Genomic DNA, 25,663 nt, shown 5'->3' on the forward strand with positions numbered 1-25,663 from the left:
AGGAATGCATAACATGGCAAGATTTTATTTTCCGCAAGCGCTTGAATTGGACGCCGTTCTGGAGCTGCCCGCCGACTTGGCCCACCATGTGCATGTGCTGCGCATGCAATGCGGCGACAACCTGACCTTGTTTCATGGCGATGGCGGCGAATACACTGCACAAATCTGCGCACTCGACAAAAAAACCGCCTCGGTGGTGGTGAAAACCTTTTCCCCGCGCGAAGTGGAATTGCCATACGCCCTGAGCCTGGCGCAAGCCTTGCCGGAAGGGTCGAAAATGGATTGGATCATTGAAAAAGCGGTCGAACTCGGAGTCGCCCTGGTGCAACCGCTGGCGGCGGCGCGCTCGGTGGTCAAGCTCGACGCGGAACGCGCCGAAAAGCGCCAGCGCCATTGGCAGGGCATCATCATCGCCGCCAGCGAGCAATGCGGGCGCAACCGCCTGGCGCGCTTAGCGCCGCTGGCGCGCTTTGAAGAATGGACTGCGCGCCAGGATTTGCACCGCCGCATTCTGCTCTCGCCGCGCGCCACCACCTCAATCAGCGACTGGGCGCGCCACCATCCGCCGCAAGCGCTGACATTGATGGTGGGGCCGGAAGGCGGTTTTTCAGAAGCAGAGGAAAATCAGGCGATTGCCCACGGGGCCTTGAGTTTTTCTCTCGGCCCGCGCGTATTGCGCACCGAAACCGCCGGCATCTACGCCCTGTCCGCCCTGCAGGCGCTGTGGGGCAATCAGTAGTTGCGCCTTGTAAAAAACCTGCCCTCGCCTAAAATGAATCACCTTTGATTGCAGGCGGAGGCAGGCAATGTCAAACCATCGCAGCACAGCACAGTGCGCCACGGCCCTGGCGCAAGGACAGTGTGGCATTCTGGCCACTTTGCGTCAGCTGCCGCAGCGCTTGCGGCTGTACGCCGCACCCAAAATGCCGCCGTCCGCGCCGCCGCGTATTCCACCCCACCCCCATCCGCATCAACGCGCCCCGGTCGATGCGCCGCATGTGCCGATCGATCCGCGCATATCGCCTCTGCCGCCGCCCTTGCTGCCGCCCGCGCCGCCCGGTTTGCGCATGGCGATGTGTTGATTTCACGGTCGTCTTTTCTGGCTGCCCACAGCCTGGATGACTGTTATCCTTGGGGGAAAGACGATCTTTTTCATTCAAAAAAAGAGCCGGGGCGGGCGCCCGGCTCCTGTTGTGGCTGCACAGATTGCACATCGCGCCTTAGCGGTAAATGCCGCAGGCGAACATCACGTCTTCCACAATTTCGTTATACATCGACTTCTTGCCCATTTCCTTGCTGACCGGATGCGGCCAGCGGTAATTCACCCAGCCGCCGTTTTTGCCCTGCCCGGCCGCCAGTTGCTCTTTGACGATCATCACGCCGTCGGCGTCTTTCAGATCGATAATGTTTTTCCCGATCAGCTTCTTGTTCGCGCCATGCGATATCACAGTTCCTTTCAGGTCATACATCACGACATATAAATCCCGCTCATTGAACGGGCCAGCCGGATCGCTGACGGCAGCGATCGTCTTCTCTCTGCCATGCGCCTGGTAAAACGCGATGGCCTTCTTGACCATGGCTTGCGCCTGCTCCGGCGTACTGTTCTGTTGCGCCATCGCACTCGCCAAGCCAGACAGGCCAAGCACCAATAACAACTGCCAAAACCACTTCATCATGCACTCCTTCTTTCGCAAACCGACGCTATGGGCAAAAGAAAGGTCATGCGAACACACCAATCCTGTACTGCCATCGCCACTGCCGATCTGCGTCAGACTGCATGGTTTGGGCAGCCGGGGAATGACGCGGATCGCCTGGCCTTTCCGCGTCTTGACATGAAAGCTCAGAATATCAATCCCGCAACTTTCATTGCAATTATTGCAGCTATTTTCCTGCCTGCAAGGCGGTTTTTTATTGCACAGCACAAATCCCGGCCATAAAATATACTAAAAGTACCTAAAATTTGAGTTTATTTCCTGAAAGTATTACAATTGCGCCCAATTTCATTCCAGGGGCAGTCATGCAACAACAAATTCAGGTCGGCGTGGTCATGGGCTCATCTTCTGACTGGGAAGTGATGCAACACGCAGTCAATATCCTGCAGCAATTCGGCATTGCATTTGAAGCCCGCGTGGTGTCTGCGCACCGCATGCCGGATCAAATGTTTGAATACGCCGAACAGGCTCAACAGCGCGGCTTGCGCGCAATCATCGCCGGGGCCGGCGGCGCAGCCCATCTGCCGGGCATGCTGGCGGCCAAAACCATCGTTCCTGTGCTTGGCGTTCCTGTCCCCTCGCGCTATCTGCGCGGCGAAGATTCCCTGCTTTCCATTGTGCAAATGCCCAAGGGCATTCCGGTCGCCACCTTCGCCATTGGCGAAGCCGGGGCCGCCAACGCCGCACTCTGCGCGGTGGCCATGCTGGCGGCGGAGAATGCCGCATTGCGCGAACAACTGCACGCCTTCCGCGCGGCGCAAACCGCGCAGGCGCAAGCCATGCAATTGCCGGTGAACCCATGAGCGCGCCGGCGTCCTGGAATCCGCTCACGCCGCCGGCCTGGCTGGGGGTGCTGGGCGGCGGCCAACTGGGCCGCATGTTCATTCAAGCCGCGCAAGCGCTGGGTTATCGCGTGCTGGCGCTGGATCCCGATCCCGGCTGTCCTTCCGCCAGCGTGGCCGACCGTTTTTTATGCGCCGCCTATGACGATCCCAAGGCTTTGGCGGAGATGGCGGCGCAATGTCAGGCGGTGACCACCGAATTTGAAAACGTCCCCGCCGCCAGCCTGGAATGGCTGGCGCAACACACCCGGGTCGCGCCCAGCGCGCAGGCGGTGGCGGTCTGCCAGGATCGGATCGCCGAAAAAACCCTGTTGCAAGAGCTGGCCGCCAACAGCGGCGCCCCGCCTGCGCCCTGGCATGCCTTGCGCAGCGCGGCGGATCTGGAACAGGTCGATGCCGCGCTGTTTCCGGCGATTTTGAAAACCGCGCGCATGGGGTATGACGGTCGCGGTCAATGCAAAGTGGAAAATCTGGCGCAGTTGCGCACCGTATTCGCAGAGTGGAATTGCGCCTGCGTGCTGGAAAAACGCCTGGCGCTGGCCTCTGAAATTTCAGTGCTGGCGATGCGCGGCAAAGATGGCGCGGGCGCGGTGTATGCGCCGGCGCAAAATCTGCACCGCAACGGCATTTTGCACACCAGCCTGGCGCTGGGCGATGCCGGCACGCCGCAAGTCAGCGCAGAATTGTGCCGGCGCGCGCAGGATGCGGCGCAACAGATTCTGGCGGCGCTGGATTTTGTCGGGCTGGCCTGCGTCGAATTTTTTGTGCTGCAAGATGGGCAATTGGTGGCGAATGAAATCGCGCCGCGCCCGCACAACAGCGGCCACCACACCTTATCGTCCTGCGACACCAGCCAGTTTGAGCAGCAAGTGCGCGCACTCTGCGGCCTGGCCCCCGGCAGCACACGCCAGCACAGCCCGGCGCTGATGTTGAATCTGCTGGGCGATATCTGGTTTGCCGATGGTCAGACCCGCAATCCGGCCTGGGAGCGGATTCTGGCCCTGCCCGGCGCCGCTTTGCAGCTGTATGGCAAGCAGCCGCGCGCGGCGCGCAAAATGGGGCATTTGACCTTGAAAGCGGAACATGCAGCAGCATTGCAAGTCCAGCTGGAACAGGCTTGCGCCATCCTCGGCATTGCGCTGGAAGAATAAGCGCCTCAGTTCAATCCGCGCTCGGCCCGGTAGCGCGGAATCCAGTCCTGCAACTCCTGCAAAAACGCCTGCGCCGCGCGCGACAGGCGTTTTTGCCGCAAATACACCAGCTGCCAATGCGACTGCAGCGGAAAACCCTGCACCGGCAGCATCACCACCTCATCTTCCGCCACGGTGCGGTGCAAGGTGTGGCGCGATAAGATCGAGACGCCCAGACCGCCCGCCACCGCCTGCTTGATCGCCTCATTACTGCCCAGCTCCAGGCGGACATTCAAACTCTGTCCCTGCTGCCGCAAAAATTCCTCAATCGCAATACGCGTGCCGGAACCTTGTTCACGCATGATGAAACGCTCACGCGCAAACTCTTCCAAGCTGATCGACGCCTGCCCGGCCAGAGGGTGATCCGGCGGCGCAATCGCGGCCAAGGGATTATCCAAAAACGTTTGCTGCACCAAATCCAGCTGCGCCGGCGGGCGGCTCATCACATATAAATCGTCCAGATTATTGCTGATGCGCTCAATGATGCGGTCACGGTTCAAGACTTCCAGGCGCACCTCAATACCCGGATAGCGCTGGCAAAACGGGCCTAACACACGCGGGAAAAAATATTTGGCGGTGGACACCACCGCCAGGCGCAACACCCCGCTTTGCAAACCGCGCATGGCCTGCACTTCCTCATCAAACTCTTGCCACAAACCGGCCATGCCCTGCCAGGTTTGCAACAGCTTTTGCCCGGCGTAGGTTAAATGCAATTTGCGTCCATTGCTCTCAATCAGCGGCTCGCCCACCGCCTCGCTCAAGAGCCGCATTTGCTGCGACACCGCTGGCTGGGTCAAAAACAATTGCTCAGAAGCGCGCGTAAAGCTGCCGCACTCCACCACCTTGGCAAAGATTTGCATCTGACGCATGGTGACATTCATGTTCTCTCCATAATTTTATCTAATGGAAATTTAAAGAAATAGCGATTAGACCTTATACATTGGATTGCTTACCATAGCAAGCAATTCTTCTTTCACGTCTTAATGGGGTCGTTATGTGGATGTTGTCCGTTCTGATGCCTGCGCAATGGGCGCTGCCGGTCTGGTTGCCCGTGATGCTCTGGCCGGCCGCCTGTCTGCTGGCGGCAATCGGGGCCTTATCCGTCCTGCCGCCACGCTGGCCGCTGCGGCGCAACGCGCATCTGTGGGCATTCCTGCCGCTGCTGGGCCTGACTTTGGCCAATCTCTACTGGCAGGCCAGCGCAGCGATGCTGGTCAGCGCCATGATTATTGTGCTTGGCGTATGTATCTTGCATTTTACCCGGCGCATGCTGCAGGGTGCGATAAATCAGTGCCGCATCGTATGCCAGATGGCTTTGCTGACGCTGGCCGCCTTGCAATTGTGGCAACAAAGCCATGGTCTGGGGCTGTTGCTCTGTCTGGCGCTGTGCTATGCCCTGCTGTTTATGCTGCTGGGCAGCGCACGCGACTGGGCGGCGGCGCAACTCGCCGCGCGCCATGCCGCCTGGCGTTTTCTTGCCATCATTGCGCTCTGCGCCACGCCGGTGCTGCTGCAAATCAGCTTGAACGGCGGCGCTGACTTGCCGCTGCTGGAGGTGCGTCACTGGCCGGCCTGGGCCTTGCATCTGGCCAGCGGCGCGCTGGTGTTGGCGGTCTTGATGATCAGTGCGCAATGGCCCTGGCATGGCTGGCTGCAAAATGGCATGTGCGCGCCGACCCCGGTTTGCGCCATCGTGCATGCCGGCCTGGCCGGCGCCGGTGCGCTGTTCTTGCTGCATTACCAAACGCTGCTTGGCGCCAGCGGCTGGGCTTGGCCAGTGCTGGCCGCCGCCGCCCTGCTCTCACTGGTCATCGCCAGCGGCGCCGGGATGATTCAAACCGATCTGAAACGCCGTCTGGCGCTCTCCACCAGCGCGCAGATGGGCTGCATGTTATTGCAATGCGCGCTCGGCGCCTGGCATGCCGCCTTGCTGCACTTGCTGCTGCACGCGGTATTCAAAGCCAATCTGTTTTTACAAGCCGGCAGCGCGCTGCAGGAAAACAAGGCGGCGGCGCCTGCCGCACAGTCTTATGTCTTGCTGGCGCTGTTATGCGCCGCCTTGTACTGGCTGATGCCGGCCAGCACACCGGGCGCGGCCCTGCTGTCGGCAGGTTTATTGGCCAGCGCCCTGCTGCAAGGGGTGGACAGCGCCAGCCCGCAAGCGCAGCGCGCCTGGCTTTTGCTGTGGGCCGTGGCCGGCCTGGCGCTGTGGCTGACTTTGCATCACTGGCTGCATGCGCTGCCGATGTCGCCCAGCCACCAGCTGCCGCTGTGGCTGAGTCTGGCCCTGCCGCTGCTGCTGTGCGCTGCGGTTTGCTGCTGGCAATGGTGCAGCCGCCATCCGCAGCACCGTTTGGCGCAAAAAATGTATTTCTTCTTATTGCGCCAAGGCGAAGCGCGGGCCGCATTTTTTGATGCGCACACAGGACATTTGCTGCAACGCGCAGCAAATGCCCGGCGCACGCCCTTCGCCAGCGCCTGCCCACACACCGGAGTCTGATGATGAATGCCGCTTTATCTGCTGAATTGCGTCACCTGCTGGCGCAAGAAGACGCCCTGGAACAAGCCCTGCAACAGGCTTGCGACCGCCTCGCGCCGCATTGGCCGTTGGCGACTTTCACCGCGCGCAGTCCCTGGCTCGGATTGGAAGATCTGGATTTTCATCAAGTCGCGCAGCGCAGTTGGCACAGTCTGGGCGCACCGCTGTATGCCGACGCCAGGGCGGAACGCGCGGCCTGGCAGGCCCAACCGGGCGACCCCGGCCTTTTGCGCGACACCCTGCGCGCCTGGTTGATGCACTGGAAAAACAGCAGCCATCCGGCTGAACACAGCACGCTGTTGAGCGCTGATTTGCTCAATTATGTGCAGCAGCGCCTGTTGCGCCAGGCGGGCGCGACGGATGGTTTTGACTTGCTGCAAGCCGCCAGCGCGCCACTTGAGGCCGCACCGCGCAGCTTGCTGGCCTGGCAAACCCGCAGCCGGCGCGCCTTGGCTTTCGGCACGGCGCAGCAACAAGCACAAGCGCGCCTGCTGGATGCGCTGTGCGCGCGCAGCGCCAAATACTGGCTTGGCCGCCCGCTTGCGCTGTGGCCGGCAGCCGGCGGCAGTTTCTGGACGTTTGCGCGCCAATTGTGTGCTACAGCCGGCGAATTAAACAAGGCGCAAAACAGCCGTCTGCAAGCGCTGCCGTCCGATCCGCGCGCCTGCATCGCCGCCCTGCTGCCGGGCTTATGCGAAGCCGCCGATCAGGCCGATTATCTGAGCGCGCATCTGTTCGCCCTGCATGGCTGGGCCGGCATGCTGCAGCAGCAAGCCGGCCCTGCTGACTGTCCCATCCTGTATGAATGGCTGGCCCTGCGGCTGGCCTTGGAAAGCATTTTGTTGCCCCTGGACTGCAATGCGCCGCAAGCTGACAAAAGCGTATTGTTGCGGCGCTGGCTGCGTTACAGCCACAGCAATGTGGCGCAATGGAATTGCCTGCCGCCGCCAGCGCGTGCGCTGCGACTGGCCCTGGCGCGCGACTTCGACCCATGCGCCGAAGGTGAAATCTGGCTGCGCATGCGCGAAGAGCTGTGGCGCCGCCAATTGCGCGTCAGCTTGCGCCCGGCAAGCTGCGCACAACCGCAGGCGCGGCCCATGGTGCAGCTGGTGTTTTGCATTGATGTGCGCTCAGAAGCATTGCGGCGTGCGCTGGAGCTGGCCGCAAGTGCGCGCGGCATGCCTGCCGGCGCCTTGCAAACCCTGTCTTGCGCCGGATTCTTTGGTCTGGCCGCACACACGCACGGGCTGGATCAGAGCGCGGGACATGCGAGTTGCCCGGCGATTTTGCAACCGTCCTTCAGTGTGCGCGAGCAGGCCAGCGCCGCCGCGCTGCTGCGCTACCGGCAACGGCGCGCCGCGCAGCAGGCAGCGCAAACATTTGCCAGCCGCGCCAAGCAGGATAATCAAGCGGCGCTGGTGTTGCCGGAGCTGGCCGGCCCCTGGCACGGCCTGCGCATGCTGTGGCGCAATCTGGCCCCGGTCAGCTGGCGGCGCACACTCGACCTGAACTTGGAAAGATGGCGGCAAAAACCGCAAACCCGCTTCGATTTACGCTACCGCCGTCCGCTGCACGCCAAACTGGCGCAGGGGCTGAGCCTGGAGCAGCAGGTGCAGGCCTGCGCCAACGCCTTGCGCAGTATCAATCTGCACGACAATTTCGCCCCGCTCCTGATCATCGCCGGGCACGGCAGCCAGAGTGAAAACAATCCGTATGCCGCGAAATTGCAATGCGGGGCTTGCGGCGGCGCAGCGGGCGGCATGAATGCGCGGCTGTTGGCGCAAATGTTGAACGATGCGCAAGTACGCGCCGGACTGGCGCAGGCCGGCATTCAGATCCCGCAGGATTGCCATGTGATGGCGGCGCAGCATCAAACCAGTCTGGATCAGCTGGATTTTCTCAGCGCTGCGCCAGACCATGGCGCAGCGGCGCAAGCCTGGAATAGCCTGCAAAGCGCGCTGCCGCTGGCCTTGCACACTCTGGCGCTGGAGCGGCTGGCTTTATTGCCGGGCGAAGAAGCGGCGCACAGTCCGGCGCAAGCACGCTTAGCGGCCTGGCGGCGCAGCCATGATGCGGCGGAATTGCGCCCGGAATGGGGACTGGTCAATAATGCCGCGCTGATCCTGGCGCCGCGCGCCATCAGCCGGCACGCGAATCTGGGCGGGCGCGCTTTTCTGCATGAATACGAAGCCGCCAACGACGCCGACGGCAGCCTGCTGGCCAGCCTGTGCGCCGGCCCGGCGACGGTGGCGCAATGGATCAATTTGCAATATCTGGCGTCCAGCAATGCGCCGCATTATCACGGCAGCGGCGACAAAGCCAGTCAGAGTATTTGCAGCGGACTGGGTGTGGTGCAAGGCAATGGCAGCGATTTACTGCCCGGCCTGCCATGGCAAGCGGTGATGCGGGATGATGCGCAAACCATGCATCAGGCGCAGCGCTTGCAATTGGTGATCGCGGCCCCGGACAGCCACATCCTCCGGCTGTTGCAGCATAACCCGGCGCTGGCCCGCAAAGTGCGCCACGGCTGGCTGCTGTTGGCCAGCATCGCCCCGCAAGATGGCGGGTGGCGCGACTGGCTGCCTGGCCCAGACGGGGCCATTATCAGCCAGCATAAGAAAAACTAATTCAAAACAGAAGAATAAGGAATTGGCGTAATCGCTCCAGTTTGACTATGATTAATAGTCAAACTCGCCGCTCTGGTGAGTTACCTTCCTGTCACAACAGGGCCAAGCGCGCAGCACCTTAATGGTCTGCGCGCTTTTTTTTCAGTCAGATACCCGAATCGCAGCCGGCCAGATCGCTGTCTCTACTCCAGATAGACAGCCGGCGCCGGGGAAAGCGCTGACATAAGCGCAGACATAAGCGCAGCCAATCTTGGAAATTGATAAATCCCCCATCCCCACGCCGCGTGTGGCGTGATCTGGAAATGCCTGCAACCATGCGCCCACTGTTTTCGCATCCGGAAAACTCAGGACAGCTTTTTTAACATCATGCTTTTTCCTGTACCCCGCCTCAAGTCGAGCACATGCCCGGCAAACCCGCCTGCGGTTTGCCGGCTTCCAGCAAGGGCATTAAGCGCGGGGCCACGGTTTTCAAGAGTTGCACCGGCAAGGCGCTGGTGAAATCATAATTTTCCGATTGCGCCCCGCTGACATAGGCGGTGATGCTGCCGAAATAACGGCTATCGATATTGAAGACAAAGGTGGCTGAGCGGTTGACGTAGCGCGATTCGATCAGGCGGCCGCCCGCACCCCATACTTCAAAGCGCTGGTCGCCTGTGCCTGTCTTGCCGCCTACCGGCAAGACGCTGCCATCGCTGCGCACAAAGCTGTTGGCAAGGCGCTTGGCGGTGCCCATGGTGACCACTTCATTGATCACGCTTTGCACTGCGCGCGCGACTTCTTTCGGCAATACCTGCTCGCCCTTGCCGGCCTGGCGCTGGAACAGGGTTTCGTAGGGCGAACCGGCGGCGAAATGCAAGGAGCTGATGCGCCAGGTCGGTTTGCGCACGCCGTCATTGATGATGATGCCCATCATTTCCGCCAGCGCGGAAGGACGGTCGGCGGAAGCGCCCAGCGCGCTGGCGTAGCTGGGCACCATGGAATCAAAGGGATAACCCATTTTCTTCCACTGCTTATGCACTTCCAAAAAGCCCTCGACTTCGAGCAAACCGGCAATCCGTTTGTCCTGGGCGTGTTTGCGGTGGGTGTTAAAGAGCCAGGTATAGACTTGCTGACGTTCTTTGGCTGAGGCGGCGATCACATCGCTCAGACTGGCGCCGGGCTTTTGCCGCAAATACCCGACCACCACCAGCTCCAGCGGATGGATGCGCGCCACATAGCCGCGATCCTGCAAGGGCATGGCCTCGGGCGCATATTGCTCATACAGGCGCGAGAGTTTTTCCTGATTGCTGTCATTCGGCAAATTGTCGCGCAGGAAAGCGGAAAACGCGGCCAGGTCAGCTTGCGGCGCAATCGTGCGGTACAGCGCGGCTAAGCGGTGCGGGGTCGGACGCAGGTTTTGCAGCAGAATTTTTTCCGCTTCCTGCGCGCTCTTGCCCTTGTATTTGGGATAAAAGCGCTGAATGAATTCACGCCCTTCACGGTCGGCGAAGCGGGCCAGATAATCTGCGCGGCGCGGATCATCCACATCACTGAGCAATGAAGCCGAGGAACCGGGCGAGTGAAACATATAGTGGTGCACCACATCGCGCATCATGCGCACAAACACCAGATTCACTGAATGGCGCATGGCTTCGCGCACACTCATGATGCGGCCATTGTCTTCTTTTTTGAAGTTATTGAAATAATGCATCCCGCCGCCGGTGAAGAAACCTTCGCCGGTGGAAGCCGAATACTGACGCTGCAAGGCCGCTTCCAGCATCTGCTCCAGGCTGGCGTCCTGGTTTTCCTGCAAAAATTCGACCGCCCAGCGCGACATCTTGTCTTTCGGGTCAATCACCACCGCTTGCAGCGCAGCTTCATCCTTGCCCTGATGTTTGGCGTGCAAATTGGCGACGATATCGAGATAGCTGATCAAGGTGCGCAATTTGGCGGTGGAGCCAAGATCGAGCTTGGCGCCGTCGTTGATATCCAGCGGCTGATCAAAATTATCGGTTTGCAGGCGCAGATAATTCGCATCTTCGCCGCGCTCAAGCAAAGTGAAGCTGTACACCACCTGGGCCGGATCGCCATTCCCCAGCAAGCCCTTGCCGGTGAGGCCGGCGGCCTTGGCTTTTTCGCCATCGCGCAAATCGCGCAGCATGGCAGTGATGCTTTGCTGCACTTCGGCATTGATGGTTGAGACAGCGCTCAGATCGAGCCGGTCGATATTGTATAAGCGGTTTTCACCCAGCAAACTGGCCAGATGGGTGCGCATCGCCGTCACCGCTTTTTTATTCACGAAGGAAGTCGCGGCTTGCGGCGGCAATTTGCCCTTGGCCGCCGGGGCCAGCTTGAGCGCCAGCGCGGCATCGCGCAATTGCGGCGTGATCACGCGATGCGCCGCCAGCAAGCGCAAATGGGTATTGGTCAGGCTGTCCAGATCGCTGTCAGCATCGCCCAGATACCACGAGGGGCGGCGCTGCGCAATCATCAGCGACAGCGCTTCTTTATAGGCCATGGCGCTGAGCGGATCGGGAGCGCGCGCGGCGCGCTGCAACAGTTCGCGGCTTTCATGAAAATCGCGCCCATACCAGGCCCATAAGCCATCGCCAATCCCATTCACTTCGCCAAAACCCGGTTTGGCCGAAAGCGGCACGGTGTTCAGATAATCCAGCACAATCTGGCGCCGCGCTGCGCTGGTGTCTTCGCCGGCCTGATAGGCGCGCAGGCTGGCCGAGATCATTTGCCGCAGCTTATCCTTGGCATTGCTGGTGCGCCCTTCCGGCGAATGGCGGTATTTTTCAATTTGCGTAGCCAGCGTGCTGCCGCCGGCGGTTTTATGCTCGCCGTCAAAACCATGCGCGGCCTGCTCCAGCACAGCTTTCGCCAGCCTGTCCCATTCCACGGCAGGATTGCGCTTGGGATAGGTTTGATCCAGCAATTCGCGGTTTTCAATAAACAGCAGGGAGCTGACCAGCAAGGGCGGGACATTGTTGAAATCGCTGAACACACGTTCCGGATAGCGCGCCGCAAACAGCGGCTGCAAATGGCAATCCGCCATTTCCAAACCAGCCTGGGTCTTTTCACGCCAGGGCATGAACAGGCCAAGATCAGCGATTTCCGCCATTTTGGGCGTGATGCGGGCTTGTTTGACGATGGCGTAATCGCGCTGTTTTAAACGGTTGCTGAACTCTGGCAGGCTGGCGTAACCGAGCCGCTCATCGAAAGGGCTGGCGGCTGGGAAACGGATGTTTTTGCTCTCGCCTTCGGCCAGGGTAAAGCCGGCCTGGCGCGCATGCTCATGGAAAAATTGCGCCTGGTATTTGGCGTCATGCATTTCACGCCAGCCAAACCAGGCCAGCAAGCCCAGCGCCGTCAAAAACACCAGCCAGAACAGAATTTTGCACCAGCGCCAGATGCGCCGGCCCCAGCCGCCTTTTTTACGCGGCGGACGTGGCGGCGGCGGCAATTCTGTGGGCGGTTCGGTGGAATATTGCACCGCTTCGGCGTTTGCAGCCGGCACAGGCTCTGACACCGCCAGCGGCGCCGCTGCATGCGCCGCCGCATGGGCATGCGCATGTGCATGGGGCGCTGCGTGCGGCGCTGCGGCTGGCGCAATGACTTGCAATGGCGCCGGTTTGCCATGTCTGCGCCAAAATACGCGCCACCCTTGACGCACCTGCCCTGCCGCTTGTGCGGTGCGATTCCAGCGCAAGGTGGTTCTCATCATCCCCTCCGCTCCTGCCTTTCCTTACAAGTTGCGGGTTTGCGCCCCCATCTGCGCCAATTCAGCGCAGATACGGGCAAACGCCGCCTCCACTTGTGCCGGATCGCCTTTGACACCCAATTCGATATGCCAGCTCAAGTTTTCTTTGGGCAAACCTGGCAAGCTGAAGACTTTGATCAGCGGGAAATCACGCTCCAATTCTTCCATCAGCGGGGTCAGGCGCGATTCCGCCACTTCAATCACCAGCAAGGCGCGCTCAACCCAGGGCGTGGCGTTGTGCAAATGCGCGTAATGGGTGTCCAGCGTCCAGGCGATCATGGGATGCGCCATTTCCGGAAAACCCGGCACAAAATGCAGATTGCCGCAGCGAAAACCGGGCACTTTATTGTAGGGATTGGGAATAATCTCAGCGCCGGCGGGAAATTCGCCCATTTTCAGGCGCTGCAATTGTTCGGCGCTGTGCAAATCCACTTCCAGACCGCGCTCGCGCGCCACTTCGAGCGCACGCTCCTGGATTTTTTCCTTGGCGAAAGGATGCAATTCGAGATGCACGCCCAGGGCCGCCGCCGCGCATTGGCGCGTGTGGTCGTCCGGCGTGGCGCCGATGCCGCCACAGGAAAACACAATATCGCCGCTGGCGATGCAGTCGCGCAAAATGGCGGTAATGCGACGTGGATCATCGCCTGTCACCTGCGCCCAATCGAGGCGCATGCCGCGCTCGGACAACATCTGCACCATTTTCGGCAGATGTTTGTCACTCCTGCGGCCAGACAGAATTTCATCGCCGATGATCAATAAACCGATTGCCATGCGCACTCCAGAAAAACGAAGGGGGATAGACGCATGTTACAGAAAGCACGGAAAATTGAATATCGAAACACAGCGCTTGTGACAATTCGCAACACATCCGGCGCCAAATTCAGCGCACATGGCCCGCACCTGCGCTTTCAGCTGCGCAAAGCCTGCCATAAGCGGCGCAAACCCAGCCATTGTTGCGCCCAGAAACCACGGCCATAGTCGCGCCCCAGACCATGCGGCGGCGGCAATTGATCGCGCACGCCGGTAGCCATGAATTCCGGGCTGAAATGGGCGCTGCGAAACACCATATCCCAGATTGGAAACAGCACCGCGAAATTACACCCGCCCAGACGCCCGCCCGGCGCCTCGTGGCCGATGCCGATGGCATGATGGCAGCGATGAAAACGCGGTGAAACCAGGAGCCATTCGAGCGGGCCGAAATGCAGGCGCAGATTGGCGTGCTGCAAGCTTTGCAAGATGCGCCCGGCCATCACCAGCATGACATATTGCGCAGGCGGCACCCCGATTGCCAGCGCAATCAGGCCCATCACGACATCGCGCAAAAAATCATCCAGCAAATGATTGCGGTTATCGCTCCACAAATTCATTTCCATCTGGCTGTGATGCAAGCTGTGCAAAGCCCACCACCAGTGAAACCGGTGCTGCATGCGGTGATACCAGTAATCGAAAAAATCCAGGATGAGCAAATACACAAAAAAACTCACCAGCGGCGCATCGGTAATGCCCGGCCACAGATTTTCCAGATTGAAGGGACGCAAACCCTGCAGATGCAGCAAGGCGGCCAACTGATCCAACAGCGGATCGAGCAGGAAAAAGATCAATACCGCAAACACGCCCAGGCGGTGAATCACGGTGTAAATAAAATCATTTGCGCGCGCGCGAAAACTCACCGGCTGCACCGGCCATTTTGCTTCCAGCGGGCGCAAGAGCAGGTAAATCAGCAGCAATTCACATAGGCCGGCGAGAAAAATTTCCACCCCGTCAAACGCCGTTTCGACAAATTCCCCCAGCCCCAAGGCAAACACCGCCGGCTGCACCAGACTTTCAAACAGCCAGGCTTGCAGGGTGGCGAACAAATCGCTCAAATACTGCATGGTTCACTCCTTTTTCGGACTGAGGCGGTAGGCCGGATGCTCGCGCAAGGTGGCAAAACAAAAGCCGCGCGCGCGCAAGCCATCCAGCAAGGGCGGCAACACCGCCGGGGCCCAGGGATCGCGGCGCGACCAGATGCCTAAATGCGCCATCACCACATCGCCGGCTTTTAAATTGTGCAACAGGCGTTTGAGCAACACCGGATTCGGATAGCGTTCGCTGGACTGCTCATCGCCGGAAAAGCCGGCGGGCGACCAGCCGACATGCTGCAAGCCGCAAGCCCGGCCAAAATCCAGGCTGCGCGCCGAGACATGGCCGCCGGGGGCGCGCCACAACGGCTCGCTATGACGCCCGGTGAGACTGAAAAAACGCGCGCGCGCCTGCTGCAAATCCTGGCAAAACTGCGCCTGATCCCAGCGCACGCTTTGGCCGGCCTGGGGGCCGAATTGGGGCCGCATCACAAGCCGCCCGTCTTTGCCATCGGCCAGCCAGCGCGCATGGCTGATGCTGTGACTGCCGAAAGCATGCCCTTCGCTGCTTAATTGCCGCCAAAAGCCGGCCCAGGAATCATCCAGCGCATAATCGCCGCGTGTGGTGCGCTCATTGGCCAGAAAAAAGGTGGCGGCAATCTGCCGTTGCCGCAGTTGGCCGGCAATGAATTCAGCTTGCGCCATATTGCCGGTATCGAAGGTGAGATAAATTTGCGCCGGGCAAGGCGTAGCGCCGCCGCAAAGCGGGGCCGCCAGCGCCAGCGCCGCTGCGCGCTTACTGGCGCGGCGCGTGATTGTGGAAATACACGCCATGTGGAGAACGCCCGACCGGAATCATTTTCAGCACCTTGCGCGATGGCACGTCGATTACCGCGACTTTTTTAATCCAGCGCAAGGTGGCCCACAAGGTTTTGCCGTCATCGCTCAATTCCATGCAATCCGGCCCGCCCGGCACCGGAATCATGCCGACATTTTCCAGCGACTCGGTATTAACGATATTAATCGAATTGCTGACGCGATTGCTGACCAGCACATGGCGTTTATCGCCCATGGCGCGGAAATTGTGCGCACCGTCGCCGGTTTTGATGCGTTTGACCAGTTGCCGGGTGCGCCAGTCAATCACTTCAATATGATTGCTGCCCATAATCCCCACCATCAGATATTTTTGATCCGGCGTCAGATAGATCCCGGCGGGCAGCTTGCCGACCGGCATAGTCCATTGCACGCTCTGGCTTGCCAGATCAATCGCCGCGATCTGGTCACTGCCCTGCAGCGTGATAAAGACCATGCTGCTGTCCGGCAAAAACGCCATATGGCTGGGCAGCTTGGGCAGCGGCAGACGTTTTTGCAAACTGAAATTGCGTCCGTCATAGCGGTATAAATCGACCCTGTCCAGGCGCAGCGCATTGCTGACAAACCATTTCTGATCCGGCGAAAAACCGATTTGATAGGGATCGATAATGTCTTTCACCCGGCGCTGCACGGCCCCGCTTTTAGGATCGAGAAACAGCAATTCATTGCCCATGGAGGAAGCGACGATGAGGGATTTATTATCCGGCGTCGGCATCAGGTGATGCGGCTCCTTGCCGGTGGACAATGTGCCGATTTCAACGCGTTTTTTCTGGTCCAGCAAGGTCACAGAAGCATCACGCGAATTCAGCACCACCACCACATTCCCGCCCGCCTGGGCCGGGGCAGCGCACAGCAGCGCGCCGACAAATAAGTATGCGGATGAAAAGGAAAGGACGGCGCCGACAGAGGCTGCCAATTTGCTGCAAATGCGCTTAGCCATGCTGTGCAACATCGGATCTGTACTGAATGTACTGGAAAAAATAACATTCTACCCTGGCGAAACCGGATATCTGCAAGAATTTTGCGCCCAGGTTTCCAGTGGGTGTGCTGTTGTGCGGTGAATTCCACTACAATCGGCGCTTTGAGCGGCAGCCGCAGGCTTGCGGCAGCTTTGAGCCAATTTCAAAGAAAGATCAACCATGAGCACAATCACCACTCCCTCCGGCCTGCAATATGAAGACGTGCAAAGCGGCAGCGGCGACGCCGCCGCACGCGGCAACTATGTATCGGTGCACTACACCGGCTGGCTGCAAAACGACGACGGCAGCGCCGGGGCGAAATTTGATTCCAGCAAAGATCGCGGCACGCCGTTCCGCTTTTCGCTGGGCATGGGCGAAGTCATCAAAGGCTGGGACGAAGGCGTGCAAGGGATGCAAGTGGGCGGCGTGCGCCGTCTGGTGATCCCGTCTGCGCTGGGCTATGGCGCGCGCGGCGCCGGCGGCGTGATTCCGCCCAACGCCACGCTGATTTTTGAAGTCGAATTACTGTCACTGTAAGCACAGCCGCCGCCGGGCCCCGCCGCCCGGCTGAGTTGAGAAGCGCCTCTAATCCTGCTGTATTGCATCATGCGGACTGGATGCTATTATCGCTGCACTACTTTTCCAACCTACGGAGTCTCTGATGAGCCTGCAAGCCGATTTTGAACAAGCCCAAGCCGATTCAAAAACCCTGAACACCCGCCCGGACAATATGACCCTGCTGAAGATGTATGCGCTGTTCAAGCAAGGTTCAAACGGCGATGTCGAAGGCAAACGCCCCGGCTTCACCGACATGGTGGGCCGCGCCAAATACGACGCCTGGGCTGATTTGAAAGGCAAATCTCAAGATGAGGCGATGCAGGAATACATTGACCTGGTCAAAGAATTGAAAGAAAACGACGAGTAATCGGGGTTTTCTGTGAAAAAGGGCGGCAGCGATGCCGCCGTTTTTTTATGTCTAGTTGAAATCCCAATCAACTCACATGCAACTGGCTTTACGAATGTTGCATCTTCAACAGTGGACACATCTGATAATGCCATGTCAACCACTCCCCTCGAATAAGTAAAAAATATACATATATATTATTAATAGAGTATTTTAATCAGTGATTGTTTGTTACGTTTCAGTCTGTTAAAATACATCACTGATATTTATCACCCTAGCAATGTGCAACACACCAAAACAACATGGTTTAGCTTTCCGATCGAACTCATTCTCCGCCATACAAGTCGCGTTTGTGATTTTCGTGCATCCCAGATGCATCGAAAGCAGACAGATACAAGCATCAAGGACAAAAATCTGCTAACCCGCCAGCGCAAATAAAGCGGCACGGCATCAATCAGGCGCGAACCAAATCTAAGCACTCTCCACAGGAGCAAACAAAGTATGAGCAAGGCAGAGCAACCCAAAAAACAGGGACGTGGAAGATCACCGATTTATCTGGATGAAAATGGCCCTCTGAATCAGTCAAACACCGTTTACGTACGCGGTCGCAAGCGTCGAATTGCTTTTGGCTGGTATGGTGGAAAATTTTCGCATCTCGAATGGCTGCTGCCGTTACTACCCAAGTGCCACCATTACTGTGAGCCGTTTGCGGGATCAGGCGCAGTGCTCATCAATCGGGAAATTTCACCTGTTGAGACATACAATGACATCGATGGCGATGTAGTGAACTTCTTTCGGGTTCTCCGTGATCGTCACGAAGAACTGATCAGGGCAATTACCCTGACGCCATTTTCTCGTGAGGAGTATTACCTTGCGATCTATGGCGACACAAGTAATATCAGTGAAGTGGAATGGGCTAGGCGGTTTTACGTAAAAGCCCGTCAGACTCGAACCGGGCTTGCGCAAACCGCCTCACTAGGACGCTGGGCAAACTGCAAGGAAACGAGCAGGTCGGGCATGTCCGGCGTAGTGTCACGCTGGTTAGGTGGCATTGATGCACTTGACGACATCGCACAGCGACTTATCCGCGTGCAGATTGAGAATCGCCCGGCTGTTGATGTGATCAACCTTTATGACAGTCCCAAGACACTTTTCTATTGCGACCCGCCATATCTGCACGCCACACGCGGCGATTCCAAGGCTTACGGCTTTGAAATGGATGAGTCTCAACACCGAGAATTAGCCAATGCAGTCAATGAATGCAAAGGCATGGTCGCTGTTTCTGGCTATGATCACCCTTTAATGAATGAATTATTCAGGCCAGGAAAGTGGTACAAAACGTTTGCGCCTGACAAAACGATTCATTCAACTAAAGACACACGCACGGAGGTACTTTGGACCAATTACGAACCTAAAAATCAAAAAGAGCTTTTTGCATAAGATATTTTGAAATATGGGGCATCAATATCACCCCGACGATTTGCACATTTTTCATGCAGTCGCGGCGACAAAAGCAGAGAAAATACAAATGACACCAGACGAAATATTACAAAACGTCCAACAGCGTGCTCTTGCTTCACTGAATGCTACTGTCATTACCGACTCGACAATTCGAGAACGTGTCGATTACGTATGTCGCTGCATGAGTAACCGTGCAGGGGTTCGCCTGCTCATGTCATGCCTGCTGGCCAAGCTGGATAAGCCGAACATCGATCCTCGCAAGCCCTACACCGAGATTGGGGGCGAGGATAGTTTTTCCGGTCGCACCTATGACGAACGCCATCTAGGCAAGTTCATCAATGAGCACCGGCTGCCAGTCAATCCGACAACTGCATTTCTGACACCGACGCTTCGCAACATCGACCATCCTCTTACAACCGAGCGGGAACTTGTCGGAAGGCCTCGCGAGCTTTACAAGAAAACCCTTGAGCTGCTGGAGGATGTGGCCTTGGAGCGCATCACTGCTTACGAGCTGCTTGTAGAAACTGTGCGCATGCTAATACTACTGCGCAACGAAAAACTGGCTCGCATGGCTTCTCTGTTAAATGCATTAGATCGTACAAAGGGTGCATTACCACTTTCGTCGGAGGCCATCGTTACCTTATTAAGCCAGCATCTAGCTTGCAAAAACGCTAGCCGCTTACCAGTGTTGATTGTCGCTGCCGCTTATGAGTCTGCAGGAATACGATTGAATGAAAACATATTGCCTTTGAACTCGCACAATGCAGCAGATCTTCAAACCGGCTCATTGGGCGACGTGGAAATCTGCCTCAAAGGTGAAGATTCCGTCGTCACCGCCTATGAAATGAAGATGAAACGAGTCACGCAGGATGATATTGACGCGGCTATTAGCAAAATAGCCAGAGCGCCCAACAGGATTCACAATTATCTATTTATAACTACGGATGTAATTGATCCGATAGTGTCTGAATACGCCGCGACGTTCTACGAAAATACTGACGGCACAGAGATTGCCATTCTCGATTGCATCGGATTTCTGCGACACTTCCTGCACCTATTTCATCGCATCAGAGGAGATTTCCTCAATGCCTATCAGGCGTTACTCTTGAACGAGCCGGATTCGGCGGTCAGCCAGACATTAAAAGAGGCATTTCTGGCGCTGCGGCAAGCCGCTGAAAGCGGCGAGTGATCCTCCACAAGCGAAATCCTCAATCCGCTAAAGAAATGCTGATTTAATACAATAGTAGGCTACCCAAGCCTATTAAAATTAATGGCTTAGGATGAAACTTTTGCTCGTAAGTTAAATTAATCAGCGTTTCCCTAAGCCTCCAAACAAGTGCTTACCTCTCGGCTGCAATTACGTTTTGTAAATTCGCCTTATACCTGTCCCGGCTTTCCTGCGGCCAATATTGCGCCGGATTGTAATATTCCGGCACTGCCGGCGTATCTTGCGGCAACACCACCCACGGCTGTTTGCTGGAGGTGAAAATGTGGATGTCGGGCGCAATGTCATGGCCGGCTTGCAGGGTGCCGACTTTGACGAAATGCACGGCATCCGCCGCGCCGGCGTAATTGCTCCACAGCGCCACTTTGCAGCGCGCGCAGCGATTGATTTTTTGGCCGCGTCCGCTATTGCTGGGCGTATCAATCGACTCGATCTCGCCCTGCACACTGAATTTGGATGCTTCAATCATCGCGTTCAAGGCGAACGCGCTGCCGCTTTCGCGCTGACACCAGGTGCAATGGCAGCAGTGCACAAACATCGGTTTGTCATGCATGGTGTATTGCACCGCGCCGCAGGTGCATTTTCCTGAATATTGCGACATGCCTGTCCCCTTTTCCAGTTAAAAAAACGCCGCAAAATAGCGGCGTTTTTTATTCTTACAGCACAAAGTTGAAATCGCGGATCAAGGCGCCCGGCAGGCGCGCACAACTGTCGCCGCGTTCCTCATAAGTTTCATTGTCGATCAACAGCTCGGTTTGGGCGGTCAACGCTTCCAATTTATCGCCCAGAATATCAAACAGCGAATCATCAAAACGCATCACCGCCAGCGGCGCTTTGATTTTGCCATTTTCCACCCAGAAGCTGGCGAAACGGGTCATGCCGGTCATGCGGCAGTGCGCGCGGTCGGAGAAATTCAGATACCACAGATTGCTGATATACACGCCGGTGCCCAGCGCTTGCAAAATCGCCTCCTGCGCCAAGGCGCCGCCGGCCATATGCGCCGCGCTCATGCCTTCGCCGCCATCCGCGCCATTGGTCGCCAGTCCATATTCCTGCGCAGTGCGCGGGGCGATCAAGCTGCCCACCAGCGCACCATCCTGAATCAATTGCACGCTGTCCGGTTTGATGAAGCCTTCATCCGAAAAGGCCGGAGCCAAGCCGCCCGCAGTGTTTTCACTGAGTTGAATCGAAGGGTGCAGGCGCAAGCCTTCGTCGCGCATTTTGCGCAGACAGCTTTGCTTGGTGCGCAGGGCTTTCTCGCCCACGCCATCCCAGCTCAACATGCTGATAATTTCCTGCAACGCGGTCGGCGTGAGATAGACGCGGTATTGCCCCGGCTGCAATGACACCGGCGGCAGTTTCAGAATTTCCAATTGGCTGCGCACGTCTTCCAATTTGGCCGCCAGTGCGGCGCGCTGCCATTGGTTGCCGGCGTAGGAGGATTTGACCGCTTTGTCAGTGTTTTGATACACCGAGAAATCGAGATTGAAACTATGTCCCTGATGCCAATTGCGCTGGCCGAAGTGATTGGCGAAGCCGCGATACATCGCGCCATACGCCAGCACGCCGACAAAATCCAGACCTTGCGCCAAATCCAGAATGTCGTCCACCATGGCGGCGCTGTCGGGCAGCTGATTGTCGCCGCAATGGGTACTGGAATGGACTTCGGTGGCGGTGAGAAAGTGCGGGTCTGGCGGCAATTCCTGCATTTGCGCGCGCAAGTCTTGCAATGCCTGTTGCAGCTGGGCGCTGTCTTGCGCCAGGTCGTGGCACAAATCAAAGCCGGCGCTGGCGTGCAATGTGCCGTCGGCGCTGCTGGCGCCGATCAGGCTGAAAGCCAGACGCGCCTGACGCACTTCGCCGGGTTGCCGGATCAGGCCATGGTTAAAACGCACAAAACAGGAATCTTCGCCTGACAGCCAACAGGTAAACCCTTCTTGCGGCGCCAGCGCCGCGCTCAATTGCGCCATCAGCGCTTCAAAATATGCTTGCATGCCGCTCATTATTCCTGTCCCCCAAATACTTCCACTTGCGCAAACAGACAAGCCGGCGCGGCGTGGCCGCAACGGATCACTTGCGAAGGCTCGGCTTTGCCGCAGAATGGCGTGCCCATCACCTGGAAGGTGGAGGCGTCGCCCACCGCTTTCAGATTGCGCCAGAAGGTGGCGGAAATGCCGCGATAATTCGGGTTTTTGACCACGCCCTTCAATTCGCCGTTTTCAATCAGGCGGCCATATTCACAGCCGAACTGGAATTTATTGCGCGAGTCATCAATCGACCAGGACACATTGGTGTCCATCAAAATGCCGCGCTCGACCTGGGCAATCATGGCCTGCATGCTGCTGGCGCCGGGTTCGACATTCAAATTCGACATGCGATCTAAAGCCGGGCGGTTCCAGGAACAGGCGCGCGCGGATGCGGCGCCGGGCAGGCCGGCGCGCTGTTGCGAAATCAAGCCGCCCAGGGGGCGTTGCAGCAAGCCGTTTTCAATCAGGAACACTTTTTGCGCCGGCGCGCCGTCATCGTCCCAGCCGTAGGCGGCCAGTTCTTCGCGCCGGGTCGGGTCGAAGCTGACATTCAATAAGTCTGAACCGTATTGATATGTGCCGAACATATCCGGCGTGACAAAGCTGGTGCCGGCATAGTTGCGTTCATCGCCCAAGATGCGGTCAAGTTCTAATGGATGGCCGATCGATTCGTGAATCTGCAGCAACATTTGCGAAGGCATCAAGAGCAAATCCATCTGTCCCGTCGGACAGTTTGGGGCCGCCAGCAATTCCAGCGCCTCAGCCGCCAGGCGCGCGCCGCTGCCGACGAAATTGGAATCATAAAACGCGCCCCAATCGCCTTGGTAAAAGCTGCCGCCGCCGCCAAAACTGCGGCTCTGGGTGTCGGCCCCATCATTGGCGGTGACAGACATGGTCGGCATCACCATGGAGAAGGATTGCCGCACATCCGAACCCTGATTGCTTAAAAACAGGGTGTCGGTATGCACCGTCCACATGCTGGCGATGCTGTCCACAATGCGCTCATCCACCTGCGCCGCTGTGGTTTCCGCCTGCAATAAAGCGATCAATTCTTTCGCCGCCAGGGGCGTGCGGCCATGGTCGGGACTGCGGTATTCGCCGCGCACTTGCGGAAATTGGATTTTGCTGTAATCGGTCACGCAGCGGCCACTGCTGCGTTGCGCCCAGTGGCGCGCGCGCGCATATGCGGCGGCAATCCCGGCTTCGCTCAAGTCGCTGGTGGCGGCATAACCATAGCCGCCCTGATGGATCACGGTCAGCATCACGCCGCGTTCCAGATTGGTGGAGAAAGGTTGCAAGACCCCTTGGCGGCTGCTGGTTTGCTGCTGGCGCTCGGAAAACAGGCGCAGGCTGCAGAAATCAACCTCCGGGGCCAAGCGCGCAAAATGCGCGCGCATGGTGTCGAATAAATCAGTCAAAATACACCTCAGCAAAGGAGCGGCAAAGTCTGGCAGTGTAGCAGATTTGCCGCTGCCAACCAGCGCCGCCCCATGCTGCGCTGAGGCCGGGCTTGGCCGCTTTATTTGAGAAATTTCGCCAAAGCGCCGGATTTCACTTGCCCTGTATAAAAAATCGCTTATAATCTCTTTTCTTCGTGATTAACGAAGACATCGACGGTGGCTGTAGCTCAGTTGGTAGAGTCCAGGATTGTGATTCCTGTCGTCGTGGGTTCGAGTCCCATCAGCCACCCCAGAATTTCAAAAACAGGCGTACCATACGCCTGTTTTTTATGGTTTCAGCGGTGGCTGTAGCTCAGTTGGTAGAGTCCAGGATTGTGATTCCTGTCGTCGTGGGTTCGAGTCCCATCAGCCACCCCAAAACAGTCAAACGGGCGCAATCTGCGCCCGTTTTCATTTCAGCCCGCATACGCCTCAATCATCTTCACTGGCGCCATGCTCTTCTGTGTAAGCAAAGCGCTCCGACAAGCGCGGGAAACGCTCTTCCAAATCCTCTTCTTCCCATGGCTCGCCGCGCGTACCCTGGTAATCCTCTTCCTCATCCTGGTCTTCTTCGTGGATATCGAGTTCAGCCACCGCCTCTTCAATATCTTCGCCGCCCAACTCCTCGAAAGCTTCCTGCGCCGCATAGGCGTAGCTTTCCGCTTCGCAATATTCCGGCAATTCCCAATCCGCCATGCTGTCAGCGTCTTCCAGCGCCTGCTCAAAATGCTCGCGCCCCTCAGAAATCAGCCAGGCGCGGAAATCCATGAAACCATCATCCGAACAACCGCCGCCGATCACATACGCCGCGCCCCACAGATCCCAATGATCTGCACGGTTGAAAGCTTTATCAAACCAGAATTGAAAAGCGGCGACTTGTTCCGGGGTGAGTGACAATAATTTGTCCTTGAGGCAGGCGGCGCGTTCATCGGGATCGATGCCGGCTTCCTGTTTGACTTCTTCGACCAGATTCCAAAATTGCGTGACTTCCATCATATCTCCTTGGGTTAAGTAAAGTCGCTGCAACAAGCATCAAGCATCAAATCAGTGCGTCAGATACTAACAGCAGCGGCAGATGCTGGCAATTGCCGCACGGCCCGGAAATTTTGAAAAAAACGCATGCTGTGCGATCATGCCGCATCTTGTCGCGGAGAAATGTATGCCTTCCAAGTTTGCCCCAGTCTTGCCCCTGATCTGCATTGCCCTGCTGTGCGCCTGCGAACAGTCGGCGCCTGCCAAACCAGCCGCCAGCGCGGCGTCAGCGCAGAGCGCAGCGGCCAGCAGCGCCGCCGCACCCAGCACGCCGGCGCCGGCAGCGGCCAGCCAGAGCGCCAGCGCCACATCAGGCGCGGCCAGCCAGCCAGACGCGCAACTGCTGACGCTGGCGCAAGCCGCGCTGGGTAAAGACTGGCGCGCCGAATTAAAAGGCGGCCTGCGCGAACTGCCCGCGCCGGACAACCGCAACGAATACAGCAATTACCTGCTGGAAGCGCGCGCCTGGGTCAAACTGGAAGATGGGCAAACCATCTTGGCGATGAACAGCCAGCCCGCCGACGCGGAAGGCAAATCCAGCGCCGGACATGTCACGCCCGGCGCCTTAAGCCTGTACTGGCTCAAAGAAGAGCAAGGCAAATGGCTGCTGATGCACAAAGAAGAAAATCTGACCGAATTTGGCTCCTTTGGAGAGTTGGGCAATCTGCGCTTTGTGCCGCTTGACGATAAGCGCATGGCGCTGGCGATCGAAGGCGGCGGGACATGGCAGGGTTACAGCATCACCCACCTGGGCTTGTTGGAAATCCAGGCCAAAACCGCGCGCATTCTGAATAAAAGTTTGATTCCCCTGTCCTCCGACAGTGAAGGCGCCTGCATGCCGGAGACTGAGCGTTGCTGGAGCATTCAAGGGGAATGGAAATTTCTGCCGGGCACGGGCAAGGAGCTGCCCGATCTGCAACTGCAGTTCAAGGGACATGAGAGCAGCGCTGCGCCGCAAGGCAGCGAAGAGCGCAAAAAACGTCCGCAGCAGGGACAAGCCACGTATCGTTTCGGGGCCAAGGGCTATCAATTGCAAAGCGGCAAAAACATCGTGCCGGAGATTTGAGCGCAGGCATGCGCAATAACAGATTGCGCCAATTATGCGGTCTGACATGGGCTGTCGCAGTACTTGGCTGCAGTGACAAAGCGCAGCCCGGCCCTGCATCCCAAAAGCGAGCTGGCGCTGACAACAAGGCGAATATCGGCTCAGCAGCGGCAAATATATCATTGCGCCGCCCTGATGCGCG

23 protein-coding genes and 2 tRNA genes are annotated in these 25,663 nt (G+C 58.0%); 14 read left to right on the top strand and 11 right to left on the bottom strand.

Annotated features, from left to right (window positions below; all coding sequences use genetic code 11):
* Window positions 1-13 precede the first annotated feature (13 nt).
* Both V8J88_RS14085 and V8J88_RS14090 read left to right on the top strand, forming a co-directional pair.
* Entirely contained in the window at window positions 14-739 is a 726-nt protein-coding gene (locus V8J88_RS14085; RefSeq protein WP_338844773.1) for a 16S rRNA (uracil(1498)-N(3))-methyltransferase, read from the top strand.
* A 67-nt stretch (window positions 740-806) separates the two neighbouring features.
* Window positions 807-1,082, top strand: a complete 276-nt coding sequence (locus V8J88_RS14090) for a hypothetical protein (protein ID WP_338844774.1) — start codon at window positions 807-809, stop codon at window positions 1,080-1,082.
* 138 nt (window positions 1,083-1,220) lie between these two features.
* Here V8J88_RS14090 and V8J88_RS14095 read toward each other — a convergent pair whose 3' ends face one another.
* Entirely contained in the window at window positions 1,221-1,676 is a 456-nt protein-coding gene (locus tag V8J88_RS14095; protein WP_338844775.1) for a cache domain-containing protein, read from the bottom strand.
* A 45-nt stretch (window positions 1,677-1,721) separates the two neighbouring features.
* Between V8J88_RS14095 and V8J88_RS14100 the strand changes: the two genes are divergently transcribed.
* From V8J88_RS14100 to V8J88_RS14110, 3 genes are all read left to right on the top strand, one after another.
* Window positions 1,722-1,937 (top strand): hypothetical protein, encoded by a 216-nt coding sequence (locus tag V8J88_RS14100; RefSeq protein WP_338844776.1) that lies wholly within the window; start codon window positions 1,722-1,724, stop codon window positions 1,935-1,937.
* Window positions 1,938-2,017: 80 nt separating this feature from the next.
* A complete protein-coding gene (gene purE, locus V8J88_RS14105; RefSeq protein WP_338844777.1) occupies window positions 2,018-2,515 on the top strand; it encodes a 5-(carboxyamino)imidazole ribonucleotide mutase in 498 nt (165 codons plus the stop codon).
* Entirely contained in the window at window positions 2,512-3,705 is a 1,194-nt protein-coding gene (locus V8J88_RS14110) for a 5-(carboxyamino)imidazole ribonucleotide synthase (RefSeq protein WP_338844778.1), read from the top strand. Before purE ends, V8J88_RS14110 begins: the two co-directional genes overlap by 4 nt.
* A gap of 5 nt (window positions 3,706-3,710) precedes the next feature.
* Here the strand turns inward: V8J88_RS14110 and V8J88_RS14115 are convergent, their stop codons facing one another.
* Window positions 3,711-4,625 (bottom strand): LysR family transcriptional regulator, encoded by a 915-nt coding sequence (locus tag V8J88_RS14115; protein WP_338844779.1) that lies wholly within the window; start codon window positions 4,623-4,625, stop codon window positions 3,711-3,713.
* A 113-nt stretch (window positions 4,626-4,738) separates the two neighbouring features.
* Between V8J88_RS14115 and V8J88_RS14120 the strand changes: the two genes are divergently transcribed.
* Together V8J88_RS14120 and V8J88_RS14125 are read left to right on the top strand one after the other, a co-directional pair.
* A complete protein-coding gene (locus V8J88_RS14120) occupies window positions 4,739-6,244 on the top strand; it encodes a proton-conducting transporter membrane subunit (protein WP_338844780.1) in 1,506 nt (501 codons plus the stop codon).
* Window positions 6,244-8,910, top strand: coding sequence for a putative inorganic carbon transporter subunit DabA (locus tag V8J88_RS14125; protein ID WP_338844781.1), 2,667 nt, complete (start codon window positions 6,244-6,246; stop codon window positions 8,908-8,910). Before V8J88_RS14120 ends, V8J88_RS14125 begins: the two co-directional genes overlap by 1 nt.
* 388 nt (window positions 8,911-9,298) lie before the next feature.
* On the opposite strand, the gene V8J88_RS14130 is transcribed toward V8J88_RS14125, so the two are convergent.
* From V8J88_RS14130 to V8J88_RS14150, 5 genes are all read right to left on the bottom strand, one after another.
* The gene (locus V8J88_RS14130) at window positions 9,299-12,619 is read right to left on the bottom strand and encodes a transglycosylase domain-containing protein (protein ID WP_338844782.1); all 3,321 of its coding nucleotides are present in this window, start codon (window positions 12,617-12,619) and stop codon (window positions 9,299-9,301) included.
* 21 nt (window positions 12,620-12,640) lie between these two features.
* Window positions 12,641-13,426 (bottom strand): molybdopterin-binding protein, encoded by a 786-nt coding sequence (locus tag V8J88_RS14135; RefSeq protein ID WP_338844783.1) that lies wholly within the window; start codon window positions 13,424-13,426, stop codon window positions 12,641-12,643.
* A gap of 137 nt (window positions 13,427-13,563) precedes the next feature.
* Window positions 13,564-14,529: a sterol desaturase family protein gene (locus V8J88_RS14140; RefSeq protein WP_338844784.1), complete on the bottom strand. Its 966-nt coding sequence runs from the start codon at window positions 14,527-14,529 to the stop codon at window positions 13,564-13,566.
* A gap of 3 nt (window positions 14,530-14,532) precedes the next feature.
* Window positions 14,533-15,330 carry a polysaccharide deacetylase family protein gene (locus V8J88_RS14145; RefSeq protein ID WP_338844785.1) on the bottom strand — a complete coding sequence of 266 codons (798 nt, stop codon included), beginning with the start codon at window positions 15,328-15,330 and terminating at the stop codon, window positions 14,533-14,535.
* Window positions 15,293-16,309 carry a YncE family protein gene (locus V8J88_RS14150; protein ID WP_338844787.1) on the bottom strand — a complete coding sequence of 339 codons (1,017 nt, stop codon included), beginning with the start codon at window positions 16,307-16,309 and terminating at the stop codon, window positions 15,293-15,295. Before V8J88_RS14150 ends, V8J88_RS14145 begins: the two co-directional genes overlap by 38 nt.
* A 199-nt stretch (window positions 16,310-16,508) precedes the next feature.
* Between V8J88_RS14150 and V8J88_RS14155 the strand changes: the two genes are divergently transcribed.
* The 4 genes from V8J88_RS14155 to V8J88_RS14170 all read left to right on the top strand — a co-directional run bounded on the left by V8J88_RS14155 (window position 16,509) and on the right by V8J88_RS14170 (window position 19,882).
* On the top strand, window positions 16,509-16,865 hold the full coding sequence (locus tag V8J88_RS14155) for an FKBP-type peptidyl-prolyl cis-trans isomerase (RefSeq protein ID WP_338844788.1): 357 nt from the start codon (window positions 16,509-16,511) through the stop codon (window positions 16,863-16,865).
* A 124-nt stretch (window positions 16,866-16,989) separates the two neighbouring features.
* Window positions 16,990-17,253, top strand: a complete 264-nt coding sequence (locus V8J88_RS14160; RefSeq protein WP_338844789.1) for an acyl-CoA-binding protein — start codon at window positions 16,990-16,992, stop codon at window positions 17,251-17,253.
* Between the two features lie 480 nt (window positions 17,254-17,733).
* On the top strand, window positions 17,734-18,672 hold the full coding sequence (locus tag V8J88_RS14165; protein ID WP_338844790.1) for a DNA adenine methylase: 939 nt from the start codon (window positions 17,734-17,736) through the stop codon (window positions 18,670-18,672).
* A 13-nt stretch (window positions 18,673-18,685) separates the two neighbouring features.
* Window positions 18,686-19,882, top strand: a complete 1,197-nt coding sequence (locus V8J88_RS14170) for a restriction endonuclease, SacI family (RefSeq protein ID WP_338844791.1) — start codon at window positions 18,686-18,688, stop codon at window positions 19,880-19,882.
* A gap of 151 nt (window positions 19,883-20,033) precedes the next feature.
* Here V8J88_RS14170 and V8J88_RS14175 read toward each other — a convergent pair whose 3' ends face one another.
* From V8J88_RS14175 to V8J88_RS14185, 3 genes are read right to left on the bottom strand one after another with little or no spacing between them, the layout of a single operon-like run.
* Window positions 20,034-20,519 carry a GFA family protein gene (locus tag V8J88_RS14175; RefSeq protein WP_338844792.1) on the bottom strand — a complete coding sequence of 162 codons (486 nt, stop codon included), beginning with the start codon at window positions 20,517-20,519 and terminating at the stop codon, window positions 20,034-20,036.
* Between the two features lie 55 nt (window positions 20,520-20,574).
* Window positions 20,575-21,912, bottom strand: a complete 1,338-nt coding sequence (locus V8J88_RS14180) for a metallopeptidase TldD-related protein (RefSeq protein ID WP_338844793.1) — start codon at window positions 21,910-21,912, stop codon at window positions 20,575-20,577.
* A gap of 8 nt (window positions 21,913-21,920) precedes the next feature.
* On the bottom strand, window positions 21,921-23,342 hold the full coding sequence (locus tag V8J88_RS14185; protein ID WP_338849887.1) for a TldD/PmbA family protein: 1,422 nt from the start codon (window positions 23,340-23,342) through the stop codon (window positions 21,921-21,923).
* Between the two features lie 219 nt (window positions 23,343-23,561).
* On the opposite strand from V8J88_RS14185, the gene V8J88_RS14190 reads away from it, so the two are divergent.
* Both V8J88_RS14190 and V8J88_RS14195 read left to right on the top strand, forming a co-directional pair.
* Window positions 23,562-23,637: transfer RNA gene (locus V8J88_RS14190), tRNA-His, on the top strand.
* 49 nt (window positions 23,638-23,686) lie between these two features.
* Window positions 23,687-23,762 (top strand) — tRNA-His (locus V8J88_RS14195).
* Between the two features lie 54 nt (window positions 23,763-23,816).
* Here the strand turns inward: V8J88_RS14195 and V8J88_RS14200 are convergent.
* Window positions 23,817-24,380, bottom strand: coding sequence for a DUF4240 domain-containing protein (locus tag V8J88_RS14200; protein WP_338844794.1), 564 nt, complete (start codon window positions 24,378-24,380; stop codon window positions 23,817-23,819).
* Between the two features lie 163 nt (window positions 24,381-24,543).
* Here V8J88_RS14200 and V8J88_RS14205 point away from each other — a divergent pair, with 163 nt between their 5' ends.
* On the top strand, window positions 24,544-25,482 hold the full coding sequence (locus V8J88_RS14205) for a hypothetical protein (RefSeq protein WP_338844795.1): 939 nt from the start codon (window positions 24,544-24,546) through the stop codon (window positions 25,480-25,482).
* The last annotated feature ends 181 nt before the right edge of the window (window positions 25,483-25,663 follow it).

Origin of the sequence: Massilia sp. W12, from assembly GCF_037300705.1 — a bacterium.
In the GTDB taxonomy this organism is placed as follows: Bacteria; Pseudomonadota; Gammaproteobacteria; order Burkholderiales; family Burkholderiaceae_D; genus JACPVY01.